Raw genomic sequence first — 25,271 nt, 5'->3', positions numbered from 1 at the left:
AGTTGATTCAATTTTATACAAGTGGTGCGGAAAATCACGGGCGGGAAAGCGTAGTGGCATTTTCGTTCGGGTCTTTGGCCTATCCGGAAGTATAGCGCCACGCCGAGGAAAAAGCCGCCGTCAGCCCGGTGATGGGACTTGGGGCGGCAAATTGGCTTTTGGGTGAGTTTTATTCGAATTGTCCGGATCGGGCGCAAAAAGGCGGCGCCGGGGCTGTCAGATCACTGTTTTGGCACCGGCATAGCGTCGGCTTGCTTCTCTTTCCGAGGTGCGGAACGGGCTGCGGCGCGACATAAAGGCCAGTTCGTTGCTGGCACAGGTCCGGGCCATTTTCTTGCTGGGGACGTCGGGGGCGGGCGCGTCGTCCGATGTGGCTTCGCGCGGGAAAACGGCGCCGGCGGCGGATTTCTGCAAAAGCGCCATCGCATTGGCCAATTGTTGCGTCGACGCCGAGCTGCTGGCAGCCCGATATCTGGCTGCTATGTCCGGAACATTGGCGAGCTCTGCCTGATTTTCCTGTTGCGTCGACATCAAAGTCACTCCTGAACATGAAAGGGGTATACGGTTAACGTGCCCGACCGATATTCTGGAGTTATGCTTAACGTTTTACTTAAATCTCCTGAAAACCACGATCAATTGCGCCAGCTTACAGTGAAAAAAGCAATATTTGCCCAAAATTTGACTGTATTCTTGGGGGCACCAACAATTAAGGCCTGCCACCTGCGCGGGGTGTCAGCGGCGTTGTGGGATCACCTGCTGGGCAATCCCGACAAACAGCAGATAGACCGAGGTCGCCAGGAGCAACCCATGCACCAGGGGACCAGGCGCAAAATCGACCCAGGCGGTCCAGCCTGCAAGACCGGTCCAGAGCAGGGCGATCGGCAGGGACAGCGGCCGCCAGCGTTCTGTGCGCACCGGATGGATGAATTTCAGCGGCAGGAACATGGTGGCCGACAGCACCGTCACCAGGGCCAGGCTGATCCAGTGATTGGGCTCGAGCGCAAAGATGACCAACACAAGCATGTTCCAGCAGCCCGGAAAGCCCGAAAAGGAATTGTCCTTGGTCTTCATCCGGGTGTCGGCAAAATACATCGCACTGGTGAAGGTGATCACGATGATCGCGACCCATCCGGTCCAGCCCGACATCAGATCAGATGTGAACAGGGCAAACGCGGGAATGAAGACATAAGTCAGATAATCGATGATCAGATCGAGCAAGACACCATCAAACTGCGGCGCGTTGCGTTTCACGTCATAGTGGCGGGCCAGCGGGCCATCGATGCCGTCGACCGCAAAGGCGACCCCCAGCCACAAGAACATCAGATCCCATTTCGCCTCTACCGCGGCTAACATGGCGAGCATGGCGAAAACGGCACCGGTTGCAGTTAACAGGTGTACGGACAGGGCGCGAAGTTCTTTTGTCATCCCTCTCTGATGACGAATTTACGTCAAAGCTGCAACCCGCAAGCGTCACAACGCCGTGTCGGTCTGAATAACTTTGCTGGCGGTGCACCGGAAAAGTCTCGTAGACAGGGACAGAGCAAGAAACCCCGTGCCGGCCTTCGGTCAGGCATGCCAATCCACAGGGCCCGAGAGACCAATGTTTGCACGTTACGATGGATATGTTCTGCGCCAACTGATCGTGATGTGGAGCTTTTTCACCCTGGTCCTGGCCGGGGTCTTCTGGATTTCGCGCTCTATCGGCCTGTTCTCGACGCTGCTGGGGGGCGGGCATTCGCCTTGGGTGTTTTTTGAACTTACCGCCCTGACCTTTCCGACCCTGCTGCGCACAGTGATGCCGATGGCGATTTTCGCGGCGGTCGTCTATGTCACCAACCGTTTGCGCCGCGAGAGCGAACTGGTGGTCATGCAGGCCACCGGTGCCAGCCCGATGCGGTTGGCCCGACCGGTGATCATGTTTGCCGCGCTTGCGGCGGTGATGGTCGCGACCCTGACCACCGTTCTGCGTCCGGCCTCTCTGGCGGCATTTGAAGAGCGCGAAGCGGAACTGGAGCAGGATCTCGCGGCGAAGCTGTTGAAGGAGGGAACCTTCCTTCACCCGATGGATGGGGTCGTGGTCTATTTCGGAACCATCGACCCGACCGGCACCCTGCGGGATGTCTATATCTCGGACCGGCGCGTCGCCGAACGGCCGCAGACCTATACGGCCTCTCAGGCCTATCTGGTGCAGGAAAACGACGCGATCTATGTCGTCATGGTCGAGGGCATGGTGGCGCGCTACAATGCCGCCGCCGAAGAGCTGTCCGCCACCTGGTTCGATGATCTGACCGTAGACATCTCGCGCTATGGTGATCTGGAGGCGACAGATCATGACAGCTTGCGCGCGCTGCCCACCAGCGTGTTGTTGCGCGGGCGCGCAGAGCTGGTGGCGCAGGGCAGCTATTCGGAGGGGCAGCTGGTCGAAGAACTGCACGAACGCCTGTCCTGGGTCGGGATTTGCGTCGCGGTGGCGTTGATCGGCTTTACCGCATTGATGACAGGGGCCCATTCGCGGTTTGGGCTCTGGACCCAGATCTGCCTGGCCTTCGTGATCTTGATCGGTGTCGAAGCCGCGCGCGGCGGTGCGTCTGGGCTGGTGCTTGAAACGCCTGACCTGTGGTGGATCTACCATCTGCCGACGGTAGCGGGCTGCCTGGTCGCCGGGGCGTTTCTCGCCATGGCCGGGCGCCCCATCCGCATGCCGCGCCGCCCGTCATCCTAGGGGGCGCTCCCGGCCGATCCGGGTCTGTCACAAAACTACACATAACTTTAAAAAAAGCCTCAAGCTGGTGATGTAATCCTCTGCCGGTAGCCTGAGATCCACGCCCCTGTGCCGTGGCAGATCTCGGCCACCCGAAACCGGCAGGGAGCGATACCAAAATGACGCGGACGGATCCGCAACAGGGCGTGACGACAGGCCAGATGGCGGGCCAGACGCCCATCGTCACCATCATCAGCCCGATGCACAATGAGGCCGGGAATGTGGCCCCGCTCCTGGCAGAGCTGGAGCAGGCACGGGCTTTTCTTCCCGAAAGCGAAGTCATTCTGGTCGATGATGGATCTCGGGACGGGACTGCCCGCCTGATCGGCGAACACATGATGACCCGGCCCTGGCTCCGCCTCGTGCAGCACGGGCAGGCCGCCGGGCAATCGGCTGCGGTGCATAGTGGCGTGCTGGCCGCGCGGGGATGGCTGATCTGCACGCTGGATGGCGACCTGCAAAACCCACCGGCCGAGTTGCCGAACCTCTGCGCGCCGCTGTTGGCAGCGGCCGCGCCAGACCGTTTGGGGCTGGTCGCCGGGCAACGACAGCACCGTCAGGACCGGCTGACCAAGAAACTTGCCTCTCGCGCCGCCAACACGCTGCGCGCCGCTGTGCTGAACGACAATACCCGTGACACCGGATGCGGTCTCAAGGCGTTTCGCCGCGCGGCGTTTCTGGAACTGCCGTATTTCAACCACATGCACCGGTACTTGCCGGCGCTCTTTGCCAGAGCGGGCTGGGAGGTTGCGCATGTTGATGTCGCCCACCGCGCGCGCGAGGCCGGCGCGTCGAAATACACCAACCTGCAACGGGCGCTGGTCGGCATCTCGGATTTGCTGGGTGTCGCCTGGCTGGTCCGACGGTCCAAAACGGCCCGCCCGCAGGAGCGGTCTGCGCAAGATCTGATCGGCGCCGTCACCAGTGCTGACGCGCCCGGGCAGCCGCAGGCGCAGAGGGCGCTAACAAAAACCAAGGAAGCCGCAGCATGATCGAAGGAATTCTTGAATTCTTCAAGGTGGAGAGCACCCTCGAACTGACTTGGGTGATCGTCGGCCTTGGCGCGCAGATGATGTTCTCGATGCGATTTGTCCTGCAGTGGTGGGCATCGGAAAAAGAGGGCCGGTCGGTCATCCCCGAAGTCTTCTGGTGGTTTTCCATTTTCGGCGGTCTGACGTTGTTTGCCTATGCCCTGCACCGACAAGACCCGGTTTTCATCTTGGGCCAATCTCTGGGCGTTGTGATCTACGCCCGCAACCTGTGGCTGATCTATGCAGAAAAGCGTACCACAACCCAAAGCGTTTGACCTGTCGACCGTCGGGGTGGGGCTGATCGCCGCTGTCACCGCGCTCCGCCTGACCCTGCTCTGGGCGAGTGACGCTGACCTGTTCTTTGACGAGTCGCAATATTGGCTCTGGGGGCAGAACCTCGATTTCGGCTATTATTCAAAGCCCCCGCTGATCGGCTGGGTCATCCGGCTGGTGACCGACATGTCAGGGAGCGACAGCGTGGTCTGGATCCGGGCGGCGGCACCCCTGTGCCATGGCGCAGCGGCGCTGGCGCTGATGGCTGCGGCCCGACGCCTGACCGACGCCGAGGCCGCCCTTGCGGTCGGGCTCGCCTATGTCAGCCTGCCGCTGATCGCTGTCGGCTCGGCGTTGATCTCGACGGACACGATCCTGTTGCCGTTCTGGTGCGCGGCGCTGTTGCTGTGGCTGCGGCAGCTGGAGGCACCAAATCTGCGGGATGCGGCCGTGATGGGCTTGTGCCTGGGGCTTGGCATGCTGGCGAAATATGCGGCGGCTTATTTCCTCCTTGGGGCTGGCATCGCTGCGCTGGCGGTTCCGGCATCGCGGTTGCCGCTGCGCCATCTGGCGCTGACGGCTGTGGTTTTTGCCGCCGTGATCGCGCCGAATGTGGTTTGGAACATGGCCCACGATTTTGCCACCGTCAGCCACACGGCCGACAATGTCGATTGGATCCGGCAGGAGGCAGCGCCGCGCCTGCATTTTGCCGCATTGGCGGAGTTCCTGCTGTCCCAAGGGGTCGTGATGGGGCCGGTGTTGTTCATCGGGTTCATCTGGGCGGGCTGGCATGCGGCGCGGCACGACGATCCGCGTGCAAGGTGGCTGTTGTGCATGTCGTTGCCGATCCTGGCGCTGGTCTGTGCGCAGGCGCTCCTGTCAAAGGCCTATGCCAACTGGGCGGCGATGACCTATCCGGCAGCCTTGCTGCTGGGGGTGCCATTTTTGTTGCACCGGGCGCGTCGACTGCTTTGGGTCGGGCTTGGCATCAACCTGTGCCTGAGCCTCGCGGTGGCGTGCGCCGCAACACAGGTTACGCAATGGAGCATTGGCGACCGGCTGGTTCTGAAACGCTACACCGGCCGCGACAGGGCGGTGCAGGAGGTGGTCGATCTGGCCCGGGACGCGCAGCTTGCTGCCATCGTGGCGGACAGCCGACCGGTCCTTGCGGATCTGTTCTACTATGGGCGTGATGCGGGGCTGGCGTTGTATGCGGTGCCCCATCCGGCCAAGAGCCCGCATTACTATGCCGAGCGGTTCCCTTTGCCAGCCAAGTTTGAGGGCGACGTCCTTTATGTCGGCAGGGCTGCGCCTTGCGGGCAAGCCGATGCGCTTGGTCCGGTGGGGCAGGGGCCGGGGGCCTATGCCGACAGGGGATTACATGGCTTTCGCGTGCCCGCGACCTGTTGGGAGCTGTCGCGATGAACGCCCTTGCAACGGCCTCACTGGCGCGGGCATGGCTGCTTGTCGCGCTAGGTTTTGCGATGTTTCCCAACGTGGATATCTGGGTCGCGCAACAGTTCTACGTCCCGGCGCTGGGCGGTTTCTATCTGGACCACGTCAAAAGCCTCGCGCTGCTGCGCGAAGTCATCTGGAATCTGTTCCATCTGGTGGCGCTGGTCGTCATCCTGTTTGGGCTTCAGGCCTGGTATAGCAACCAGAAGCTGGAGATCCCGGGGCGGTTCTGGGCGTTCTGTGCGAGCCTGATCGTGCTGGGGCCGGTGCTGCTGGTGAATTTGGGGTTCAAGGCCCATTGGGGCCGGGCACGCCCGGCGCAGATCGACAGTTTCGGAGGCGAGGCGCAGTTTACCCCGGCGTTGCAGTTTGCGGATGAATGCGCCCGCAACTGTTCCTTCGTGTCGGGCGAGGCAGCCGCGGCGACGGTGTCCGCCATCATCGCGGGGCTGGTGTTGTGGAATGTGGTGCCCCCGCACCGCCGCCGCCCATTGGTGGTGGTCCTGATCAGCTTTGTGGTGATCGGTGCGAGCCTCCGGGTGATGAAGGGCCGCCATTTCCTGTCGGATGTTGTCTGGGCTGCCCTGATGATGATGACCCTTGCGGTCTGGCTGGGCCGCCTGTTTCGGCTTGCCTCGGCCTTGCCGCGGGTCACGGGGCAGGCGCTGCGCAACGATGCGGGGCTGTTCTGGGGCGATATCCGCCTGTGCCTGACCCCGGCCTTGCGAGAGCTCGCGCGGCTGCTGCGCGGCGGGCGCAGATTGTTTGCCCTGACCCTGGGACGCAGCCTGCTCGCCCGACCGAAAGAGCGACGCCTGGCCCTTGCGCCGTCCACAAAAAGGAGACCGGCAGATGTTCGACCAACGCCCGGATCACGGTGAGCCTGTCCTGACACGTCCCCGAAGACCGGCCCGCCGCAGCCCGGATCGGCTGCGGCGGCTGGCGCTTTGGGTGGTGCGGCAGTTTGGGGCGTTCCTCATCCTCGCGATCCTGCTTGTGTGCATGTCATTCGCCAATCGTTCGGTCGAGCGGATCGGCGACAATATCCAGATCGCCCTGCCGCTGGCGGGATTGGGGTGCGCCGTTGCCGAAGGGCGGGGCGTCCAGTACTTCGGCCGTTTCATCCTGATGGAATTTGCCATCCATGGGTCCAAAGCCGGCCTGGGGAAGGCGCCGTTGAACCAGCGCCCGAATGGCGGTGACAAGGGGTTTCCGTCGGGTCATATGACGGCCTCGGCGTTTGGCGCGACAGCGCTGGTTCAGGGCTGCCTTGCCGCGAACAAGACCGCCCAGGCGGCGGTGGTCATCTCTGCCGGGTTTGTCGGCACCAGCCGGGTAGAGGCCGGGGCGCATACGATCTGGCAGGTCGTCGCGGGCGCGGCCTTGGGCTGGATGCTGCAAATCGCCTCCCTTGCCGCCTTTGACCGGGCTTTCCGCCGTCTTTGGCTAGGGGCGGCGGCTGCGGTCTCAACCGTCCGCCGGGCGGTGGTGTCGCGGTTGCCCACCCGGAGCGGCGACCGGTCGGGGGCGGCGCAAACCTTTGGCCTTGGGGTCGCAGTGGCGGTTGCGCTTGCGGCGGGGTTGGCCGTCCAGAGCCTGTCTGACACGCCGCAAGAGGTGACAAAACTGGCGGAGCAAAGCCACACCGCCCGCTAGTTTCGCAGAAAGACCGAGAGTTCGACCTGCTCCGCGCCACCTATCGAAAACCCGCTGATCGGATCACCTCGCTGCAGTGACAGGCCGGCGTCGGCGGCGGCGCGCTGAAACGCCGCCAGCTGCGGTGCCGTCACAAAGGCAATCCCACAGTCATGCCCCTGCAGGCGGCGGACCGCATCGTCCGGCGCCAGTCCGAAAACCACCGGCTGGGCGTTGAGCAGCATCAGCGACGCCTCTTCATAGCCGATCGAGATCAGCAGCGGTCTTGTGCACAGCTCGGTCTCGGACACGAGACGCGCCATGGCCACCGATGGCCACAATTGCGGTGTCCGGGCGAGGTGGGCGTAGAGCGACACTGACAGTCCGAGGCTCAGGACACCGCAGGCGCAGGCAGGCAGCAGGCGGGCACCTCGCCCGAAGCTCCACCAGCCAAGGGCAATGCCCATCAGGCAGAGGCAAAGGCCGCCAGCCCACCAGAGCGACAGGCCACCGCCCAGCGACTGGCTGAGCCAGGCCGAGGCGACAGGAAAGACCAGCGCCAGCGCCAGGATCACGGCAAGGAATATGCGAAACCCGAGGCCCGGCCGAAGCTGAGCGGGGCGAGACAGCCAGCCGGCGGCGGCCAGTAGCGCCAGGGCCGGATAGGTCGGCAGCACATAGTGAAGCAGTTTGGTGGCGGCCAGTTCGAAGATCAGCCAGGTCGGGATGATCCAGGCGAGGCAAAAGACCACCTCAGGTGATTTCCAGTTGCGCAGGGCATAAAGCCCCGCAAAGGGCAGCAGGATCGCGGCCGGCCAGAACGTCAGCCACACGGCCAGCAGGTAGCTGCCGGGCGGCGCGCCATGGCTTTCCTGCCCCTCGCCGACCTTGGCCAGCAGATCCGCGCCCAGGGAGGCGGTCCAGAACGCACCACCCGAACGCAGGCTGATGGCGATGAACCAGGGCAGCACCAGCACCAGAAGCAGGATGCCGCCCTGTCGAAACCGCAGCGGCGCCAGCCACAACAGGCCACGCCGATGCAGCGCCAGAAGGGCAATCGTGCTGCCAATCACCATCGGACCCAGCGGCCCTTTGACCAGGATCGACGCGGCAAGCGCGCCCCAGAACAGCAGGGCGGCGCCCCGGGACAAACGCCCGTCGGACCAGAGCCGGGCGAGGCTCCATTGACAGATCAGGATGGTGGCCAGCAATGTCGCGTCGGTTTTGGCCAGCCGCGCTTCGGCTCCAAAGACAAAGCTGCTGGCCAAAAGCGCGGCGGCCAGAAACGCGGCTTGCGCCCCCATCAGCTGCAGGGCGACAAGATAGGTCAGAAGCACCGACACCACCGCCGCCAAGGCGGACGGAAGCCGATAGGCCCAGATGTCGTTCAGATGCGCCTCCGCACCGATCAGGGTCTGGGCGGCGGTTTGCAGCCAATACAGACCAACCGGCTTTTTGTAGCGGGCGTCCTCGCCCAGTCGGATGTCGATCAGATCGCCGCTTTCCACCATTTGCCGCGAAGCCTGTGAAAACCGGCTTTCGTCCCGGTCCACCGGCGGCAGGACAAAGAAACCGGGCAGAATCATCAGCAAGGTAAAGACCACCAGCACCAGCTGCGGCAACAGGGTGCCCCGATTGGCGAAACGGAGCAGAGCGGTGTCAACTTGCTGCATCATTTAACAGGCCTTGGATGAATATAGCGGGACGCCGTGCTGGTGTGAAATCGGTCTCTGATGCCTATGTCCAGCCCGGGTGACAGGGGTATGACAGTTGGATGTGCATCACTTTGGTCAGGCTTTGGGATGGGCGCGGTTATACACGTCAAGCAGATGCGCGCTGTTCACGGCGGTATAGGCTTGGGTGGTCGACAGCGAGGCATGTCCCAGAAGCTCCTGGATCGCCCGCAGGTCGCCACCGGCCTCCAGCAGATGGGTGGCAAAGCTATGGCGCATGGCGTGGGGCGTGGCCGAGGCCGGCAGACCGAGCTGACGGCGCGCAGCCGCCACCACGCCTTGCACCGTGCGAGCGTTCAGCGGCCCGCCGCGCACGCCGCGAAACAGCGGCGCATCCTGCTCCATCGGGTGCGGACACAGACGCATATAGCGGTCCACGGCCGTGCGGGCGGCCGCAATCACCGGCACCACGCGATCCTTGTCCCCCTTGCCGCGAATGCGCAGCGTTGGCGGCAGCGGCGCATCCCGTCCCTTGAGCCCCAGCGCCTCGGAAATGCGCAGCCCGCAGCCATAGAGCAGGGTCACCACGGCGCCGTCGCGGGCGGCAACCCAGTCCTGCAGGGATTGCAGTTCGACCGTGTCGATCATGGCACGGGCCGCCTGGGTGTCGAGCGGACGCGGGAGCTTCTTTTGGAATTTGGGCGCGCGGATCGACAGCACGGCGGTCGGCTCAAACCCTTCCCGAGGGGCGAGCCAGCCATAGAACTTCTTCACCGCCGACAGCTTGCGCGCCAGCGAGCGCGCGCCAGTGCCGTTCGCGCGACAGGATGCCATCCAGGCGCGCATGTCAGAGGTCGCAATACGGGCCAGCGCACCCAGCCCCTGCGGTTCGCCAGAATGCAACGTCATGAACATGAGGAATTCGGTGACGTCGCCGCGATAGGCGCTGAGCGTATTTTCCGCAGCCCCGTCCAGGGCGCTGAGGGTGGCAAGCCAGGTCTGCAGGGCATCCCGCGCGGCAGGCGAAATCAGGGCTGTTCCCTGTGTGGTCACGACAGCCAGCGGCGCATGCTGCGCTCAAAAACGCCGGCGAAGAAACTGAGCAGATCAGTACCATGTTGCGGCGTGAACTGCCCCGGGTCCTCGGCGCCGAGGACCAGCAGACCGGGCAGACGGCCGCTGCCAAGATCCAGTTTCAGACAGGCCTCCGACCGCAAGCTCGCCGACTTTTCACCGTAAATGCGTGCGGGCGCGGTGTCGATCTGGCGCAGCAACACGCTGCGCTCCCCGCCAAAGGAACGCCCCTGTGACAGGTAGCCGTCGATGAACCCGGCCTCGGTAAATTTCAGCACATCCCCCACCCGCTCCACCGCGGCTCCGGCTTCTTCCTGGGTGGTTTCGAGGATGAGCGCCATCGCGTCAATCCGCAGGATGTCGCAGAAATCACCGCGCAGCACCTCCATGAACCCGGCAAAGCTTTCGGGGTCGAGCAGGCGCAGGACAGCGCGGTGGATCTGGTTGGTGCCGGCCAGATTTTCATAGGCGGCGGCAATGACCGACCGATGGGTATCCTCAAGCCGGTCAAGCCGGGTTTCCAGCCGTTCCATCGCGAGGCCGCGCATGTCGACGATATTGCTGCCCATCGACCGTTCGTTACCGGCAACCAACGCACGCATCACGTTCGGGTCGTCCAGCACCATCTGGGGCTCGTCAATGATTTTCTTGCGCAGGCTTTCTTCCAGCCCGGCGTTGATACTGCTCATTCTTGTCACCGACTTCTGACCGGGTTTTGGCCACTATAACATGAGGCTTTTAACAAGGCCCACCAAAAAGATGGAAAAACACCGGGCGCTGTCGGCGGGGAAATCCTGTTGAAATAACACACGAAAATGGCGCCACCTTGTGGGTGGCGCCAGTCGGGCTTGTGCGGTTACGCAAAGAGTCGCTTACAGAATCTTGATGCCGGCGGCCTCGATGTCCGCGAGGAATGCCGCAAGGCCCTTGTCGGTCAGCGGGTGGTTGACCATGGATTTGATCACGGCCGGCGGCGCGGTGATCACATCGGCGCCAAGGCGGGCACTGTCGAGGATGTGGTTCACGGTGCGGATCGACGCGGCCAGAATCTCGGTTTCGAATCCGTAGTTGTCATAGACGGTCCGGATGTCTTCGATGAGCTCCATGCCGTCGATGTTGATATCGTCCAGGCGGCCAATGAAGGGCGAAATGAAGGTCGCGCCCGCCTTGGCGGCCAGCAGCGCCTGATTGGCGGAAAAGCACAGGGTCACGTTGACCTTGTGGCCGTCATCGGTCAGGGTTTTGCAGGCCTTGAGGCCATCCCATGTCAGCGGCACCTTGACGGTGATGTTGTCGGCGATCTCCAGCAGTTTGCGGCCTTCGGCGATCATGGTTGCAGCGTCGGTGGCGGTGACCTCGGCTGAAACCGGTCCGTCGACCAGATCGCAGATCTCCTTGGTGACTTCGATGATGTCCCGGCCGGATTTCTTGATCAGGGAGGGGTTGGTGGTGACGCCGTCGACCATGCCGAGATCGTTCAGCTCGGCGATGGCGTCGATTTCGGCGGTGTCTACGAAGAATTTCATGGGCTTTGGTCCTCTGGATGGCTTGGCCTCGGTGCGCCATGCCTTTACCTGATAGGACGTCTCGCGAAAAGTGCGAATGACGAAGAGGCGGTTCAGGGCGCGTCCTTGCGTATGTTAGCGAAAACATCGCAACGCGCACACCGTAGGGGAAAGACAGCAGCGGGTCTACGCTTGGAATGATGCAAGACAACCAAAGTCCAGAGTATTTTGCCGCCGACGCGCGGGTGGCTGTGCTGACCGCGCAGCCCCTGGACCGCCTGCTGGACTATCGCGCACCGCAGGAGGGCTGTTTCCTCGGCGCCTTTGTCGAGGTGCCGCTGGGCCCGCGCAAGGTTCTGGGCGTGGTCTGGGGGCCGGGGGCGGGGGATTTCGACGCGGCCAAGCTGCGGTCGGTCATCCGGGTGTTGGATCTGGCACCGATGCGCGCCGAGATGCGCCAGTTTCTGGAACGCGGCGCGCAATATACCCTGACGCCGCTGTCGATGATGCTGCGGCTGGCCACCCGCGCGCCGGGCCTGTCTGACCCGCCTTCGATGCGCAAGGTGCTGCGCCGGGGCGATGCGGAGCCGGACCGGATGACCGATGCGCGCGCCAAGGTGCTCGACATCATGGATGAATACGATGGCGCCGCCTTTACGCCCAGCGAATTGTCTGGGCTGGCGGGGGTGACCACATCGGTGGTCAAGGGGCTGATCAAACAGGGGGCGCTGCGCGAAGAAGACTCCCCCCGCGATCTGCCATTCCCGCCACTGGACCCGGAATTGCCCGGCAAGCAACTGTCGGAGGATCAGGCCCGTGCCGCCGAAACGCTGGCCGCCGGGGTGAACTCCGGCCGCTATGGTACGACGCTGCTCAAGGGGGTGACCGGATCGGGCAAGACCGAAGTCTACCTTGAGGCGGTGGCCGCCTGTCTGCGCAAGGGGCGGCAGGCGTTGGTTCTGTTGCCGGAAATCGCCCTGACGGCCGAATTCCTGAAACGGGTCGAGGCGCGGTTTGGCGCGGTGCCGGCGGAATGGCATTCCGGCGTTACCATGACCGAGCGGCGCCGGGTCTGGCGCATGGTGGGGCAGGGCGATGCCCAGCTGGTGATCGGCGCGCGGTCGTCGCTGTATCTGCCGTTTCGCGATCTGGGGCTGATCATCGTCGATGAGGAACACGATACCTCCTACAAACAAGAAGAGGGCGTGCTGTATAACGCCCGCGATCTGTCGGTCTGGCGGGCGTCCTTGTGCAACGCGCAGGTGGTGCTGGCCTCCGCGACCCCATCGCTGGAAACCTGGGCCAACGCCGAGGCTGGAAAATACGCCCGCCTCGATCTGACCGCGCGGTTCGGCGCGGCGGTGCTGCCGCAGATGCGGGCGGTGGACATGCGCACCGAGGAGCTGCTGCCCTCGACCTGGATCTCTCCGACGCTGAAGCAGGGCATCGCGCGGCGGATGGAGCGGGGCGAACAATCGCTGTTGTTCCTGAACCGCCGCGGTTTTGCGCCCGTCACCATCTGTCGGGCCTGCGGTGCGCAGGTGGCTTGTGACAATTGCGATGCCCGCATGGTGGAGCACCGCTTTCTCAAGCGGTTGATGTGTCACCAGTGCGGCGAGACAAAACCGGTGCCCACCGAATGCCCCAGCTGCAAGGTCGAGGGCAAGATGGCGCCGGTCGGCCCGGGCATCGAACGGCTGGCCGAAGAGGCGGCGGCGCTTTTCCCCGAGGCGCGTATTGCGGTGCTCAGCTCCGACCTTTTCGGCTCGGCGCGGGCGCTCAAACAGCGGATCGAGGATATCGCAAGCGGCGAGGCGGATATCATCCTTGGCACGCAGCTGGTGGCCAAGGGCCATAACTTTCCCCTGCTGACGCTCGTCGGGGTGATTGATGCCGATCTTGGCCTGCAAGGCTCTGACCTGCGGGCGGCCGAACGCACGTTCCAGCTTATGCGGCAGGTGGCGGGGCGCGCCGGACGGGCAGAACGGCAGGGCGAGGCCTTGCTGCAAAGTTTCCAGCCAGAGCATCCGGTGATCCGGGCGATCCTGTCGGGCGACGAAGAAAGCTTTTGGCGCGCCGAGGCAGAGCAGCGCCGGGCGGCGGGTGTGCCCCCCTATGGGCGCATGGCCGGCATTATCGTTTCGGGCGGCGATCTTGCGCAGGTCTTTGATCTGGCCAATGCCCTGGCCCGCAGCGACGGCCCGCTGCGGCAGGTCGGCGCGCAGCTCTTTGGCCCTGCGCCAGCCCCCATCGCGCGCATTCGCGGTCGCCACCGGGTCCGGCTTCTGGTCAAGGCCGACAAGGGCATCGCGCTGCAGGATGCGATCACACGCTGGATCGCGCCGTTCCGGCTGCGCGGCGATCTGCGCCTGAATGTGGATATCGACCCGCAAAACTTCTTCTGACACTTGCAGGCCGCGCCCCCGATCTGCATGGCTGCAGATCACCTGTGCATCCGGCAATATGACTTGGTACAATTCTTGGCTGGCCTTGTCGCGGCAAGCGATCTAAAGCGATTTCATGTCTGCACCCATGCCCCTTGATCAGGCCAGTACGCTTCCCTTCTGGCGCCGCCCCATCACCCTGCTGTTCATGATGGCATTGGCGATGCCCATTGCCTTTAACGGCTGGAGCCTGTTGCTGAACAATTTCGTCAAGGAGGCCGCCAATTTCGATGGCGCTGATATTGGCGTATTGCACACGATCCGTGAAATCCCCGGTTTCCTGGCCGTCGGCGTGATCGCCGTGATCATGTTCGTGCGCGAGCAGGTGCTGGGGCTGGTCTCGCTGATCCTGCTCGGCGTGGCGACGGCATTGACCGGGTTTTTCCCCGCCATGGGGGGCATCCTGACGCTGACCATGCTCAGTTCCATCGGCTTTCACTATTATGAAACGGTGAACCAGTCGTTGCAGCTGCAATGGCTGCCAAAGGACCGCGCGCCACAGATGCTGGGCTGGTTGCTGGCCGCCGGATCGGCGATGACAGCGGTGGTCTATGTGATTGTGATCCTGCTCTGGGAGCCGCTGAACCTCACGTATAACGCTGTCTATGTCGGTGCCGGGATGGCGACCACGGTGATCGCGCTTTTGTGCATGCTGCTCTATCCGCAGTTCGAGGCGCCGCATCCGCAGGTCAAGAAGCTGATTCTGCGCCGCCGGTACTGGCTCTATTACGCGCTGCAGTTCATGGCCGGGGCGCGGCGGCAGATCTTTGTCGTTTTTGCCGGCTTCATGATGGTCGAAAAATTCGGCTTCAAGGTGCACGAGATCGCCTGGCTCTATCTGATCAACCTCGGCATCAACATGGCGGTGGCCCCGGTTCTGGGCCAGATTGTTGCCCGCTACGGCGAACGCAAGACGCTGATCTTCGAATACGCGGGGCTGGCGCTGGTGTTCCTGGCCTATGGGGGGCTCTACTGGTTCAGCTGGGGCGTGGCGCTGGCGGCGACGCTGTATGTGATTGACCACATCTTTTTCGGGCTGGCGCTGGCGCTGAAGACCTATTTCCAGAAAATCGCCGACCCGGGGGATATTGCGCCAACCGCGGCTGTCGCCTTTACCATCAATCACATCGCAGCGGTGTTCCTGCCGGTCCTTCTTGGCCTGTTGTGGGTGGTGTCGCCGCCCCTCGTGTTTGCCCTGGCGGCGTCGATGGCGCTGATCTCGCTGGCCCTGGCCTGTCTGATCCCGCGCCATCCCGAACCCGGCAACGAGACGATTTTTGCCCGGCTCGTCACGCCTGCCCCGGCCCAATAGCGCCGCCGCCCGGCGCGCTCACCCCTTGACCAAGGCCCGAAGGCTGGCGTAGGCGCGTCACAGCCGCGCCCCTTTGCTCTTTCGGAGATCCCGACATGCCCACCTTTACCGCCCTCACCACCTTGACCGGAAAACCCCAGGCCGAGGCGCTGGGCGAGGCGATGGAGCGGCTGACGCCTGAGCCGACCGGCGTTGGCGTCTTTGAGGTCGAAGATGGCTCCGGTCTGTGGGAAGTGGGCGGCTATTTCACCGAAACCCCGGATCCGGCCGGGCTGGCGCTGCTGGCGACGATCCATGGCGCCAAACCTTTTGCCGTGTCCGAGCTGCCGGAAACCGACTGGGTGGCCCATGTGCGCCGCGAGCTGGCACCGGTGGAAGCGGGCCGTTTCTTCGTCTACGGCAGCCACGATGCAGACAAGTTGCCAGGTGACAAGATCCCGCTGCTGATCGAGGCGGCGATGGCCTTTGGCACCGGTCATCACGGCACGACGTTGGGCTGCCTTCGGGCGCTTGATCATCTGCTGGAAGAAGGTTTCGTCGGCCAGAGCGTGGCCGATATCGGCTGTGGCACTGCGGTGCTGGCGATGGCGGCGGCCCGCGTCTGGCCCGAGGCCGAGATTCTTGCCAGTGACATCGACCAGGTTGCGGTTGATGTGGCGGTGGCAAATATGGACGCCAACGGCCTGAAGGGCGCTGTGACCTGCCTGGAGGCGGCCGGCTTTGACGCGCCCGCACTGCATGACGCCGCGCCTTACGATCTGATCTTTGCCAATATCCTCAAAGGCCCCTTGCTGGCGTTGAGCCCGGACATGGCAGCACACTTGCGCGCAGGCGGTTATGCGATTCTGTCCGGTATCCTCAATGAGCAGGCGGATGATGTGATCTCTGTCTATGCCGAAAATGGCATCAATCTGGAGGTGCGTGACCAAATTGGTGAATGGACGACGCTAACGTTGCGCCGCGCTGACTGAAAGGCGTGCAGTTTAATAGACTTTTAGGTATCTGCCTTCCTTTCGACACATTCCCAGCCTAAGTTGTGACCATCCGCTGGTGGGGGCCAGTTCGGAGAGTCGCAATGAGCGAACAACACGCAGAATTTCGCAACCGGCTTCGTCGGCTGGACAGGAAACATGCGCAGGCAGGGCAGGGATATACTGCCAAGATGCGTGCGGATGGGCTGATCGTCATCGAGCCGCGCAAAAAAGCCCAATCCCGCATTTCCGGGCGCTCTGTCATTCTCTTTGTGGCGGCGATCCTGTTGTTCAAGGGGCTTTTGATGGCCTCGCTTGGCTATGATAGCTATAATTACCGCGTCGCCGAGCTGCGCCAGGGATCGACGCTGGAACAGGCGGGGGCCTGGGTGATGCGAAGCGATCCCTTGTCCACCAAAATTGCCGAAAAACTGATGCCCATCCTGCGTTAGAACTCTCTGGGCAGACAGAAAAAGCCGCGCACCGGGCATTCCGGCGGCGCGGCTTTCTGATTTCAGGCTGCCAATGCGGGCCCGAACGACACAGGTGCGGCGACACAGGTTCGTTTCACGAGCCAGGCTTCCGGTGCCAGGCTCTGGCGCCAGTGATCAGATCAGCGGCGAGTCGCTGCCGAGCGCGTCAATGTCACCGCGGATCAGGCCGATGTCCGACAGCTCTCTGTCGGTCAGCGCCCCGAGCGCATTCCGGGTCATGCGCAGGTCATTCCAGACCATCACGGTTGCGTAAATTGTACTTGCAAGAGCGCCGATACGGCCGATCAGGCCGAGGGTGCCTTGGGCGGTGCGGGTGGTGTCGATTGCAGCCATATCCACGTTCTCTCTAGGTCGAAGGTCATTCATGTCGCATCTGTGCGATGGACGGCACTTAGTCGGGCGGTGATGTCGCCACAAGTGCAATTTCTGCATGTGTTCCATGCACAACCTGCATAGCATTTCCCCTTAAAAAGAAGGGGCATTGGACAATTCAACAGGGTTTGGAAAATGCTGTCGCCGACGTTTCCTGAGGTGTCGTATTTGTCCATTCGACGACGGGTTTCTGCACCAAGGCCGCATTGCCCACAGCATGCCAGGCGGCCAAGACCGGCGGAGCGGACTGGAAAACATTTTGCTATGTTCGCGTTTTGTGCTAGGCGGGATCAACAAAAATCAAACTCTCTGGCAAACGGCGGGCAAACAGGTGCGAATACTGGGCATTGATCCGGGGCTCCGATCCCTTGGGTGGGGCGTAATCGAATCAAACGGTGCACGGCTCAGCCATGTTGCGAACGGGGTCTGCCAGTCCGATGGTGACGATCTGGGCGAACGGCTGCTGTCGCTGCACAATCAGGTCACCGAGATCATCCTTGCCTACGCTCCGGACGAGGCGGCAATCGAACAGACCTTTGTGAACAAGGACGGGGCCGGGACGCTGAAGCTCGGTCAGGCGCGCGGGGTCGCCCTGCTGACCCTGGCCAAGGCGGGATTGCCGGTTGGTGAATATGCGCCGAACCGGGTCAAAAAAACGGTTGTCGGGGTTGGGCATGCCGAAAAGGAACAGGTCCTCCATATGGTCAAACTGCAATTGCCCGGCAGCGCGCCAAAGGGGCCGGATGCGGCGGATGCGCTGGCGATTGCCATCTGCCATGCCTATTACGGCGGCACCAAGCAGCGACAACTGAAAGAGGTGCGCGCATGATCGGGAAATTGACCGGGCGGCTCGACTACAAGGCGCTGGATCACGTGATGATTGATGTCCGGGGCGTTGGCTATATCGTCTATTGTTCGGACCGGACCCTGGCCAGCTTGCCCCCCGTCGGGGAGGCCGTGCAGCTCTATACCGAGCTTCTGGTGCGCGAAGATCTGATGCAGCTTTTTGGTTTCACTTCGCTGGTGGAAAAGGAATGGCACCGGTTGCTGACCTCCGTTCAGGGCGTCGGCGCCAAGGTGTCGCTGGCAATCCTCGGCACGCTTGGTCCCGATGGGGTCAGTCGCGCCATCGCGCTTGGGGACTGGGCGACGGTCAAGGCCGCAAAAGGGGTCGGCCCGAAAACCGCGCAACGGATCGTGCTGGACCTGAAGGACAAGGCGCCCGGCGTCATGGCCATGGGGGGCACGGTCTCTGATGCGCTGGCGGGGCCGGATCTGGACGGGCTGGTCGAACCTGTCGGGGAGGGGCGCGCTGCGGCAGCACCGCGCAAGTCCGCGCCCAAGTCGGTGGCCACAGGGGCGGCGGCGGCCGCTGCCGGAGCGCTGTCTGCCTTGGCGAACCTCGGCTATGGTCCCTCGGATGCCGCCGCTGCGGTGGCCGAAGCGGCGGCCAATGTGCCTGACGCGGGCGAGGCGGATCTGATCCGCGCCGCATTGCGGCTGCTGGCGCCAAAGGGGTAGGATAAGGGTATGGAGACGCGCAGCGTGACGATTGAACGGACCCGAGTGGCCAGACCTGATCCGCAAGCGGGCGGTGTCTGGCTATGATTGATGCCGACCCCGCCCTGCGCCCGGATCCGCTGCCAGAAGACAACGACAGAGCCCTGCGCCCACAGGGTCTGTCAGAGTTCATCGGCCAGGCCGAGGCGCGCGCCAACCTGCGCATCTTTATCGAAAGCGCCCGCCGCCGAAATGAGGCGATGGATCATACGCTTTTTCACGGGCCACCGGGTCTTGGGAAAACCACTCTGGCGCAGATCATTGCACGCGAGCTTGGGGTGAACTTCCGGATGACCTCCGGGCCGGTGCTGGCCAAAGCGGGTGATCTGGCGGCGATCCTGACCAATCTGGAGGCGCGCGACGTTCTGTTCATCGATGAGATTCACCGCCTGAATCCAGCGGTCGAAGAGGTGCTCTACCCGGCCCTGGAAGATTTTGAGCTTGACCTTGTTATTGGTGAAGGCCCGGCGGCGCGGACGGTGCGGATTGAATTGCAACCGTTTACGCTGGTCGGGGCGACCACCAGGATGGGGTTGCTGACGACCCCGTTGCGGGATCGGTTCGGGATTCCGACCCGGTTGCAGTTCTATACGATTGACGAGCTGTTCGAGATCGTCAGCCGCAACGCCCGCAAGCTGGGCGCTCCCGCCGAAGACGCGGGCGCGCGCGAGATCGCGCGGCGCGCGCGCGGCACACCAAGGATCGCAGGACGGCTCTTGCGCCGCGTTGTGGACTTTGCGGTTGTGGAGGGCGATGGCACCATCACCCGAGAGCTGGCCGACAATGCCCTCACCCGTCTCGGGGTGGATCAACTGGGGCTGGACGGGGCCGACCGGCGGTATCTGCGGCTGGTGGCCGAGAACTACGGTGGCGGACCGGTTGGGGTTGAAACCATGTCGGCCGCCCTGAGCGAGAGCCGGGATGCGCTGGAAGAGGTGATCGAGCCGTATCTGCTGCAGCAGGGGTTGATCCAGCGCACCCCGCGCGGCCGCATGCTGGCGCAAAAGGCATGGACACATCTTGGTCTGGCGCAACCGCAATCGGCCACGCGGTCCACCGACGACCTGTTCTCCTGAGGTCGAAACGGGACGCGACAGAACTGTGCCCGGCGATCCGTCCACCCAGGCGGGACCGCGCAACCGGCCGGTGATCGGCGCAATATCCGCCGCCTCTTGATGGGGCGCGACATGACGCATAAAACCGGCCCCAGACGAGGGTCAGGCCGCGCCAGGCCTGCTTGCAAGGTAGAGCAGCATGACAGAATTGATCACACCCGAGAAAATCGAGGCGCTGTTCACAGGCGCGGATGGGACTTACGCCTTTGCCCGCTGGGGACGTCCGATCGCGCCGATCGTCTTTGGGGTGGCGGACGACACGCTGGCGACGGTCAAAGGCGCATTGGAAGCGGTGGTGACCCTGGCGGGTCACCAGATGGCGGAAACCGACCCGGAGCTGGGCTCCAACCTGATGGTGTTTTTCTTTCGGGACTGGTCGGAATTGCTGGCGGTGCCGGACCTTGACCGGATGATTCCCGATCTGGCGGCGCTGGTCGCGCGTTTGTCCGACGTGCAGGCGCAACAGTACCGCGCGTTTTGCTTTGACGATCAGGGCGGCATTCGGGCGGCGTTTGTGTTCTTGCGCATGTCGGGCCCGCTGGCGGAGATTCCGGCCGAAACGCTGGCGCTGACCCAGGCGGTGCAGGTTGTGCTCCTTTGGGGGGAACGCGCCTTTGCGGAGGTCTCGCCGTTGGCGGTTCTGCCGGACAGTGGCGCCACCATTCTGCGGCCTGAGATTTCGGGGGTGATCGCCGCCGCCTATGACCGGATGATGCCGGTTGCGGCGCAGGATCGCAGTCATGCGCTGCGGCTTTACGCACGATTGCAGGGCCCCAGACCGGGCGCACCCACATGACCCATAGCTTTCCCGTCACGGTTTATTACGAAGATACGGATATGGGCGGTGTCGTCTATCACGCCAATTTCCTGCGCTTTATCGAACGCGCCCGCAGTGATTTTGTGCGGGGGCTCGGCGTCGATCAGAACGCCATGCGTGACGCGGGCATCGTCTGGGTGGTGACCCGGATCGAGGCCGACTACCTCTCCCCCGCGCGTTTCGAGGACAACCTGACAGTGCGGACCACGGTCGAAACGGTTACCACGGCCCGGTTGACCATGGCGCAGACCGTGTGGCGTGACGGCCAGGAACTGTTCCGCGCCCGCGTCACGGCGGTGTGCATGGCGATGCAAAGCGGCCGACCGGTCCGACTTCCGGCAGAAGTTCGCGCATCCTTGTAACAAAAGACCCATCCTGACGGGGATCCCTTGGCAATGGCGCTTGTTTTCCGCTAGCGTCACGTCCAATTGGGCCGTGCGATACAAACGACGCGGCATTGGGCGATAGAGCAGGCTGATGGAAGTAGAAACTCTGGCACTGGCGCAGGAGATTGATTTCTCCATGTGGGGGTTGTTCACGCGAGCAACGCTGACGGTGAAATTCGTGATGGTCATTCTGATCGTCGCGTCGGTCTGGTCTTGGTCGATCATCCTGCAAAAACTGATCACCTATCGCTCCGCCCGGCGCGAGGCACAGGTGTTTGAACGTGCGTTCTGGTCGGGCAATCCGCTGGATGAGCTGTTCGACGACATCGGCCCGGACCCTTCGGGCCATTCCGAACGGATCTTTGCCGCTGGCATGACGGAATGGCGGCGCAGTCATCGCACCGACGGGGCGCTGATCCCCGGCGCGCAGGCCCGGATTGACCGGTCTATGGACGTGGCGATCTCCAAGGAAAGCGAGAGCCTCCAGCGCGGGCTGCAAGTGCTTGCGACCATCGGATCCACGGCCCCGTTCATCGGTCTGTTCGGCACCGTCTGGGGCATCATGAATGCCTTTATCGAAATCGCAGAACAGCAAAACACCAACCTGGCCGTTGTGGCGCCGGGCATCGCCGAGGCGCTGCTGGCAACCGGGCTTGGTCTGCTGGCCGCTATCCCGGCGGTGATTTTCTACAACAAACTGTCGGCGGATGCGGATCGGATCATGGGCGGCTACGAGGCCTTTGCCGATGAGTTCGCGACCATATTCTCCCGCCAGCTGGACGGCTGATCCATGGGCGCAGCGGTTCAACAAAAAGACGCAGGCGGCGGACGGAGGCGCGGGCGGCGGCGCTCTCGCGCGCGGCCGATGGCGGAAATCAACGTCACACCCTTTGTCGATGTGATGCTGGTGTTGCTGATCATCTTCATGGTTGCGGCGCCGTTGATGACCGTCGGGGTGCCGGTCGAATTGCCGAAAACCGCCGCCGGCGCATTGCCAGGCGAGGACGAGGAACCCCTGACCGTGACCATGACGGCAACCGGCGAGATCCAGATCCAGACGACACCTGTCGCCCGCGACGAACTGGTGGCGCGGCTGCGGGGCATCGCGGCAGAGCGGACATCTGACCGGGTGTACCTGCGGGCGGATGGGGCGATTGCCTATAGCGACGTGATGCAGGTCATGGGCGCGTTGAACGCCGGTGGCTTTGGCAATGTGGGGCTGGTGACAGACACCGGCGGCCCTGCGCTCGACGGGCGACCTGCGCCCCGGGACGAGTAAGACGGGGGCCGATGTGCAAACCGGCACAAAGATCTCTGTTGCGGGCCATGCCTTTCTGGTCACCTGGGCGCTTGTCGGCGGCTGGTTCGAGTCCGACCCGCTGCCGTTCCAGAGCCAGGAGGTTTCGATCATCTCGGCCGAGGAATTCGAGCGCCTGAGCGCCGTGCGCGCCGCGCCCGAAGTGGCAGAGATCCCGGTGGCGCCGCAGGTGCCGACCCTGGCAGAAAACACGCCCCGTGTGCCCAACCGCCCGGACCCGGTGCCGGCACCGGCCCCGGCAGAACCGATTGCGCCACCGGCCGAGGCCGAAGTGGCACCCGAACCGCCAGCACCAGAGGTGATACCGGAGGTTCCCGCCACGGTTCCGGATGCGCCAGATGTGCCGGAGCTGATCACCGAGCTGCCCCGCGTTGCCGAACCCGAAACGGCGCAGCCGACGGATCGTGTTGCGCCAGAGCCGGTTCAGCCGCCGGAGCCAGACGTCAGGGTCGATGACATCGCCCAGGACGAGGTTGCGCCGGACCAGGGCGCCGAGGCAAACCAGCCGGTTCAGGAAGAAACCGCGCCCGAAGCGGCCAGCGATCGCATCGTGACCGAAGCCGAGGCCGAACAGGCCGAGCCGACGGCGCCGCTGATCACCTCGCGGCCCAAACCCCGACCCACGCGCCCGGTGGTGCAAGAGGCAGAGACCCCCGCGCCGCCGGAAACTGAGGCGCCCGCGCCACAGTCGGCCCAGGTTGATGAAAAACCTGCCCCCGCGCCGGAACCAAAACCAGAGGTCGAAAGTTCCGCCGTGGAGGACGCCCTGCAAGAGGCGCTGACCGGTGCGGGCGAGGTCGAGGCCCCGGAGCCGTCCGGCCCGCCGATGACTGAAGGAGAAAGAGATGCGCTGCGTTTGGCGGTGTCGCAATGCTGGAACGTCGGCTCGCTCTCCAGCGAGGCGATGCGCACGACTGTGGTCGTCGGCCTCAGCCTGTCGCGCCAGGGCGTCCCGGACGCAGGCTCCATTCGGATGCTGTCCAGCTCGGGTGGGTCGCAAGGCGCGGCAACACAGGCCTATGAAACGGCCCGCAGGGCCATTATGCGCTGCGGTGCAAAAGGTTTTGAACTTCCCACTGACAAATATGCGCAGTGGCGTGATATTGAGATGACATTCAATCCTGAAAGGATGCGGATCAAATGAGAAACGCGCTGGCGACATTATGCCTTGGCCTTGCGACGCTGCTGACTTTGGCTCCGGCGGGACAGGCGCAGGACGGGCCGCTGAGGATCGAGATCACCGACGGTGTGATCGAACCGCTGCCCTTTGCAGCGCCCGCATTCATCGCCGATACTCCGGCCGCGTCGCAATACGCGGCTGACATCGCGCGGGTGATCGCGGCCGATCTGGTCGGCTCCGGCCTGTTCCGCGAGATCCCCGAGGTCTCCTATATTTCCGGCCTGTCCGATTTCGACGCGGCGGTGAACTACACCGACTGGAAAGCGATCAACGCCCAAGCGCTGATTGCCGGGGCGGTCAACCTGTCCGGTGACCGCCTTACGGTGCGGTTTCGCGCCTATGATGTCTTCGCAGGTCAGGAGCTGGGGTCGGGATTGCAGTTGTCCGGCACCACGGACGGCTGGCGCCGCATCGCCCACAAGGTCGCGGATACGATCTATTCCCGCCTGACCGGCGAGGGCGGCTATTTTGACAGTCGGGTGGTTTTTGTCTCCGAAACGGGGCCAAAGGACGACCGCAAGAAACGCTTGGCGATCATGGACTACGATGGGGCCAACGTTCAGTATCTGACCAATTCCAACGACATCGTGCTGGCGCCGCGGTTCTCGCCCACCGGCGACCGGGTGCTTTACACCAGCTACGAGAGCGGCTTTCCGCAGATCCATGTGCTGGATGTCGGCAAGGTGCAGCGCCGGGTGCTGTCGACCAACGACGCCGCGATGACCTTTTCACCACGGTTTGCGCCGAACGGAACGACCATTGTCTATTCGCAGTCAGAGGGCGGCAACTCTGACCTCTATACAATGAACATCAACTCCGGGCAGAGCCAGCGGCTGACCAGCGCGCCCTCGATCGAAACCGCGCCGTCCTTTTCCCCGGACGGCAGCCAGATCGTGTTTGAAAGCGACCGGTCCGGGGCGTCGCAGCTCTATGTGATGGCGTCCTCGGGCGGCGAGGCCAAGCGGATCAGCTTTGGCCAGGGCCGCTATGGCACGCCGGTCTGGTCGCCGCGCGGGGACTATATTGCCTTTACCAAGCAGAACGCCGGCCGGTTCCACATCGGTGTGATGCGGACAGATGGAAGCGAGGAACGGTTGCTGACGGCCTCCTTCCTTGATGAGGGGCCGACCTGGTCGCCGAACGGGCGGGTGATCATGTTCACCCGTGAAACCCAAGGCGCGGCAGGGCAGGCGCGGCTTTATTCGGTGGATGTTTCCGGGCGTAACCTCAAACCGGTAAAAACACCTGACGGCGCGTCCGATCCATCGTGGTCGCCGTTGCAGAACTGATACGCGGCTCTCTCGGGTCCGGGCGGTCAAGCCCGTGGCGCGGCGGGCCAGAATATGCTAACACTTCGGCAAGAAATGTCCGATGACACGAGGCGATTTCAGATGAGCAGTATGAAAACAGTAATTTTCCTGGTTGCGGGCCTGTCCCTTGCAGCCTGTTCCGACGCGCGTTGGGACGATACCAATTCCGGCAGCGGCGGCGCGGGGCTGAGCGCGGGGGGCAGTCTGCATGACCCCTCCAGCCCGGCCTATTTCCGCGAAGCGATTGGCGACCGTGTTCTGTTTCTGGTTGATCAATCCAGCATCTCACCAACAGCGCAGGCCATCCTCGACGGTCAGGCGCGCTGGTTGAATGCAAACGGCGATTACGTGGTGACCATTGAAGGCCACGCCGACGAGCAGGGCACCCGCGAATACAACCTCGCCCTCGGTGCCCGTCGTGCAAATGCCGCGCGCGAGTATCTGATCTCGCAAGGCGTCGCAGGCGGCCGCATCCAGGTGGTGTCCTACGGCAAGGAACGCCCGATCGAGATCTGTTCCGAAGAAAGTTGCTATGCCCAGAACCGTCGCGCGGTGACAGTCCTGGCTGGCGGCGCAGTGAGCTGA

Annotated in this window: 27 protein-coding genes; 20 read left to right on the top strand and 7 right to left on the bottom strand. The window is 63.4% G+C overall.

Going from position 1 to position 25,271, the window contains the following annotated elements:
* Positions 1–216: 216 nt before the first annotated feature.
* Together TRIHO_RS13485 and TRIHO_RS13480 are read right to left on the bottom strand one after the other, a co-directional pair.
* Complete coding sequence (locus TRIHO_RS13485) at positions 217–531, bottom strand: hypothetical protein (RefSeq protein ID WP_068244588.1); 315 nt, start codon at positions 529–531, stop codon at positions 217–219.
* A gap of 201 nt (positions 532–732) precedes the next feature.
* Positions 733–1,425 (bottom strand): CDP-alcohol phosphatidyltransferase family protein, encoded by a 693-nt coding sequence (locus TRIHO_RS13480; RefSeq protein WP_068244585.1) that lies wholly within the window; start codon positions 1,423–1,425, stop codon positions 733–735.
* 175 nt (positions 1,426–1,600) lie between these two features.
* Between TRIHO_RS13480 and TRIHO_RS13475 the strand changes: the two genes are divergently transcribed.
* The 6 genes from TRIHO_RS13475 (at position 1,601) to TRIHO_RS13450 (ending at position 7,176) form a co-directional block, all read left to right on the top strand.
* Complete coding sequence (locus tag TRIHO_RS13475) at positions 1,601–2,722, top strand: LptF/LptG family permease (protein WP_068244582.1); 1,122 nt, start codon at positions 1,601–1,603, stop codon at positions 2,720–2,722.
* 158 nt (positions 2,723–2,880) lie between these two features.
* Positions 2,881–3,753, top strand: coding sequence for a glycosyltransferase family 2 protein (locus tag TRIHO_RS13470; protein ID WP_082705142.1), 873 nt, complete (start codon positions 2,881–2,883; stop codon positions 3,751–3,753).
* A complete protein-coding gene (locus tag TRIHO_RS13465; protein ID WP_068244580.1) occupies positions 3,750–4,067 on the top strand; it encodes a lipid-A-disaccharide synthase N-terminal domain-containing protein in 318 nt (105 codons plus the stop codon). The genes TRIHO_RS13470 and TRIHO_RS13465 overlap by 4 nt, the downstream gene beginning before the upstream one ends.
* Positions 4,033–5,490, top strand: coding sequence for an ArnT family glycosyltransferase (locus TRIHO_RS13460; RefSeq protein ID WP_082705138.1), 1,458 nt, complete (start codon positions 4,033–4,035; stop codon positions 5,488–5,490). The genes TRIHO_RS13465 and TRIHO_RS13460 overlap by 35 nt, the downstream gene beginning before the upstream one ends.
* Entirely contained in the window at positions 5,487–6,401 is a 915-nt protein-coding gene (locus tag TRIHO_RS13455) for a phosphatase PAP2 family protein (protein ID WP_068244574.1), read from the top strand. The genes TRIHO_RS13460 and TRIHO_RS13455 overlap by 4 nt, the downstream gene beginning before the upstream one ends.
* Positions 6,373–7,176, top strand: coding sequence for a phosphatase PAP2 family protein (locus tag TRIHO_RS13450; protein WP_068244573.1), 804 nt, complete (start codon positions 6,373–6,375; stop codon positions 7,174–7,176). The genes TRIHO_RS13455 and TRIHO_RS13450 overlap by 29 nt, the downstream gene beginning before the upstream one ends.
* On the opposite strand, the gene TRIHO_RS13445 is transcribed toward TRIHO_RS13450, so the two are convergent.
* From TRIHO_RS13445 to fsa, 4 genes are all read right to left on the bottom strand, one after another.
* The gene (locus tag TRIHO_RS13445; protein ID WP_068244571.1) at positions 7,173–8,831 is read right to left on the bottom strand and encodes an ArnT family glycosyltransferase; all 1,659 of its coding nucleotides are present in this window, start codon (positions 8,829–8,831) and stop codon (positions 7,173–7,175) included. The two genes, TRIHO_RS13450 and TRIHO_RS13445, sit on opposite strands and share 4 nt — an antisense overlap.
* A gap of 114 nt (positions 8,832–8,945) precedes the next feature.
* Positions 8,946–9,881, bottom strand: a complete 936-nt coding sequence (locus TRIHO_RS13440) for a tyrosine recombinase XerC (RefSeq protein ID WP_068244570.1) — start codon at positions 9,879–9,881, stop codon at positions 8,946–8,948.
* Positions 9,878–10,591 carry a DUF484 family protein gene (locus TRIHO_RS13435; protein ID WP_068244569.1) on the bottom strand — a complete coding sequence of 238 codons (714 nt, stop codon included), beginning with the start codon at positions 10,589–10,591 and terminating at the stop codon, positions 9,878–9,880. The genes TRIHO_RS13440 and TRIHO_RS13435 overlap by 4 nt, the downstream gene beginning before the upstream one ends.
* A gap of 183 nt (positions 10,592–10,774) precedes the next feature.
* Positions 10,775–11,428: a fructose-6-phosphate aldolase gene (gene fsa, locus TRIHO_RS13430; protein ID WP_068244568.1), complete on the bottom strand. Its 654-nt coding sequence runs from the start codon at positions 11,426–11,428 to the stop codon at positions 10,775–10,777.
* Positions 11,429–11,604: 176 nt separating this feature from the next.
* Here fsa and TRIHO_RS13425 point away from each other — a divergent pair, with 176 nt between their 5' ends.
* The 4 genes from TRIHO_RS13425 to TRIHO_RS13410 all read left to right on the top strand — a co-directional run bounded on the left by TRIHO_RS13425 (position 11,605) and on the right by TRIHO_RS13410 (position 16,586).
* Positions 11,605–13,812, top strand: coding sequence for a primosomal protein N' (locus TRIHO_RS13425; protein ID WP_068244565.1), 2,208 nt, complete (start codon positions 11,605–11,607; stop codon positions 13,810–13,812).
* 115 nt (positions 13,813–13,927) lie between these two features.
* On the top strand, positions 13,928–15,163 hold the full coding sequence (locus tag TRIHO_RS13420; RefSeq protein ID WP_068244562.1) for an MFS transporter: 1,236 nt from the start codon (positions 13,928–13,930) through the stop codon (positions 15,161–15,163).
* 95 nt (positions 15,164–15,258) lie between these two features.
* On the top strand, positions 15,259–16,134 hold the full coding sequence (locus tag TRIHO_RS13415) for a 50S ribosomal protein L11 methyltransferase (RefSeq protein ID WP_068244559.1): 876 nt from the start codon (positions 15,259–15,261) through the stop codon (positions 16,132–16,134).
* A gap of 104 nt (positions 16,135–16,238) precedes the next feature.
* A complete protein-coding gene (locus tag TRIHO_RS13410) occupies positions 16,239–16,586 on the top strand; it encodes a hypothetical protein (protein WP_068244552.1) in 348 nt (115 codons plus the stop codon).
* A 156-nt stretch (positions 16,587–16,742) separates the two neighbouring features.
* On the opposite strand, the gene TRIHO_RS13405 is transcribed toward TRIHO_RS13410, so the two are convergent.
* Positions 16,743–16,961, bottom strand: coding sequence for a DUF1127 domain-containing protein (locus tag TRIHO_RS13405; RefSeq protein WP_068244550.1), 219 nt, complete (start codon positions 16,959–16,961; stop codon positions 16,743–16,745).
* Between the two features lie 370 nt (positions 16,962–17,331).
* Between TRIHO_RS13405 and ruvC the strand changes: the two genes are divergently transcribed.
* The 10 genes from ruvC to pal all read left to right on the top strand — a co-directional run bounded on the left by ruvC (position 17,332) and on the right by pal (position 25,271).
* Complete coding sequence (gene ruvC, locus TRIHO_RS13400) at positions 17,332–17,829, top strand: crossover junction endodeoxyribonuclease RuvC (protein ID WP_068244798.1); 498 nt, start codon at positions 17,332–17,334, stop codon at positions 17,827–17,829.
* Positions 17,826–18,521 carry a Holliday junction branch migration protein RuvA gene (gene ruvA / locus TRIHO_RS13395; RefSeq protein WP_068244546.1) on the top strand — a complete coding sequence of 232 codons (696 nt, stop codon included), beginning with the start codon at positions 17,826–17,828 and terminating at the stop codon, positions 18,519–18,521. Before ruvC ends, ruvA begins: the two co-directional genes overlap by 4 nt.
* 83 nt (positions 18,522–18,604) lie before the next feature.
* Complete coding sequence (gene ruvB, locus TRIHO_RS13390) at positions 18,605–19,636, top strand: Holliday junction branch migration DNA helicase RuvB (protein ID WP_068244543.1); 1,032 nt, start codon at positions 18,605–18,607, stop codon at positions 19,634–19,636.
* A 178-nt stretch (positions 19,637–19,814) separates the two neighbouring features.
* Positions 19,815–20,471, top strand: a complete 657-nt coding sequence (locus tag TRIHO_RS13385) for a hypothetical protein (protein ID WP_068244540.1) — start codon at positions 19,815–19,817, stop codon at positions 20,469–20,471.
* A complete protein-coding gene (gene ybgC, locus TRIHO_RS13380) occupies positions 20,468–20,854 on the top strand; it encodes a tol-pal system-associated acyl-CoA thioesterase (protein ID WP_068244539.1) in 387 nt (128 codons plus the stop codon). Before TRIHO_RS13385 ends, ybgC begins: the two co-directional genes overlap by 4 nt.
* 115 nt (positions 20,855–20,969) lie before the next feature.
* Positions 20,970–21,665, top strand: a complete 696-nt coding sequence (tolQ, locus tag TRIHO_RS13375; RefSeq protein WP_068244538.1) for a protein TolQ — start codon at positions 20,970–20,972, stop codon at positions 21,663–21,665.
* Between the two features lie 3 nt (positions 21,666–21,668).
* Entirely contained in the window at positions 21,669–22,157 is a 489-nt protein-coding gene (tolR, locus tag TRIHO_RS13370) for a protein TolR (RefSeq protein WP_068244535.1), read from the top strand.
* A 13-nt stretch (positions 22,158–22,170) separates the two neighbouring features.
* Positions 22,171–23,340, top strand: coding sequence for an energy transducer TonB (locus TRIHO_RS13365; protein WP_068244532.1), 1,170 nt, complete (start codon positions 22,171–22,173; stop codon positions 23,338–23,340).
* Positions 23,337–24,665, top strand: coding sequence for a Tol-Pal system beta propeller repeat protein TolB (gene tolB / locus TRIHO_RS13360; RefSeq protein WP_068244529.1), 1,329 nt, complete (start codon positions 23,337–23,339; stop codon positions 24,663–24,665). The genes TRIHO_RS13365 and tolB overlap by 4 nt, the downstream gene beginning before the upstream one ends.
* A gap of 102 nt (positions 24,666–24,767) precedes the next feature.
* Positions 24,768–25,271 carry a peptidoglycan-associated lipoprotein Pal gene (gene pal, locus TRIHO_RS13355; protein WP_068244527.1) on the top strand — a complete coding sequence of 168 codons (504 nt, stop codon included), beginning with the start codon at positions 24,768–24,770 and terminating at the stop codon, positions 25,269–25,271.

It is taken from the genome of Tritonibacter horizontis, assembly GCF_001518015.1.
Lineage (GTDB): Bacteria > Pseudomonadota > Alphaproteobacteria > Rhodobacterales > Rhodobacteraceae > Epibacterium > Epibacterium horizontis.
This window is presented reverse-complemented; position numbering and strand designations above follow the sequence as displayed.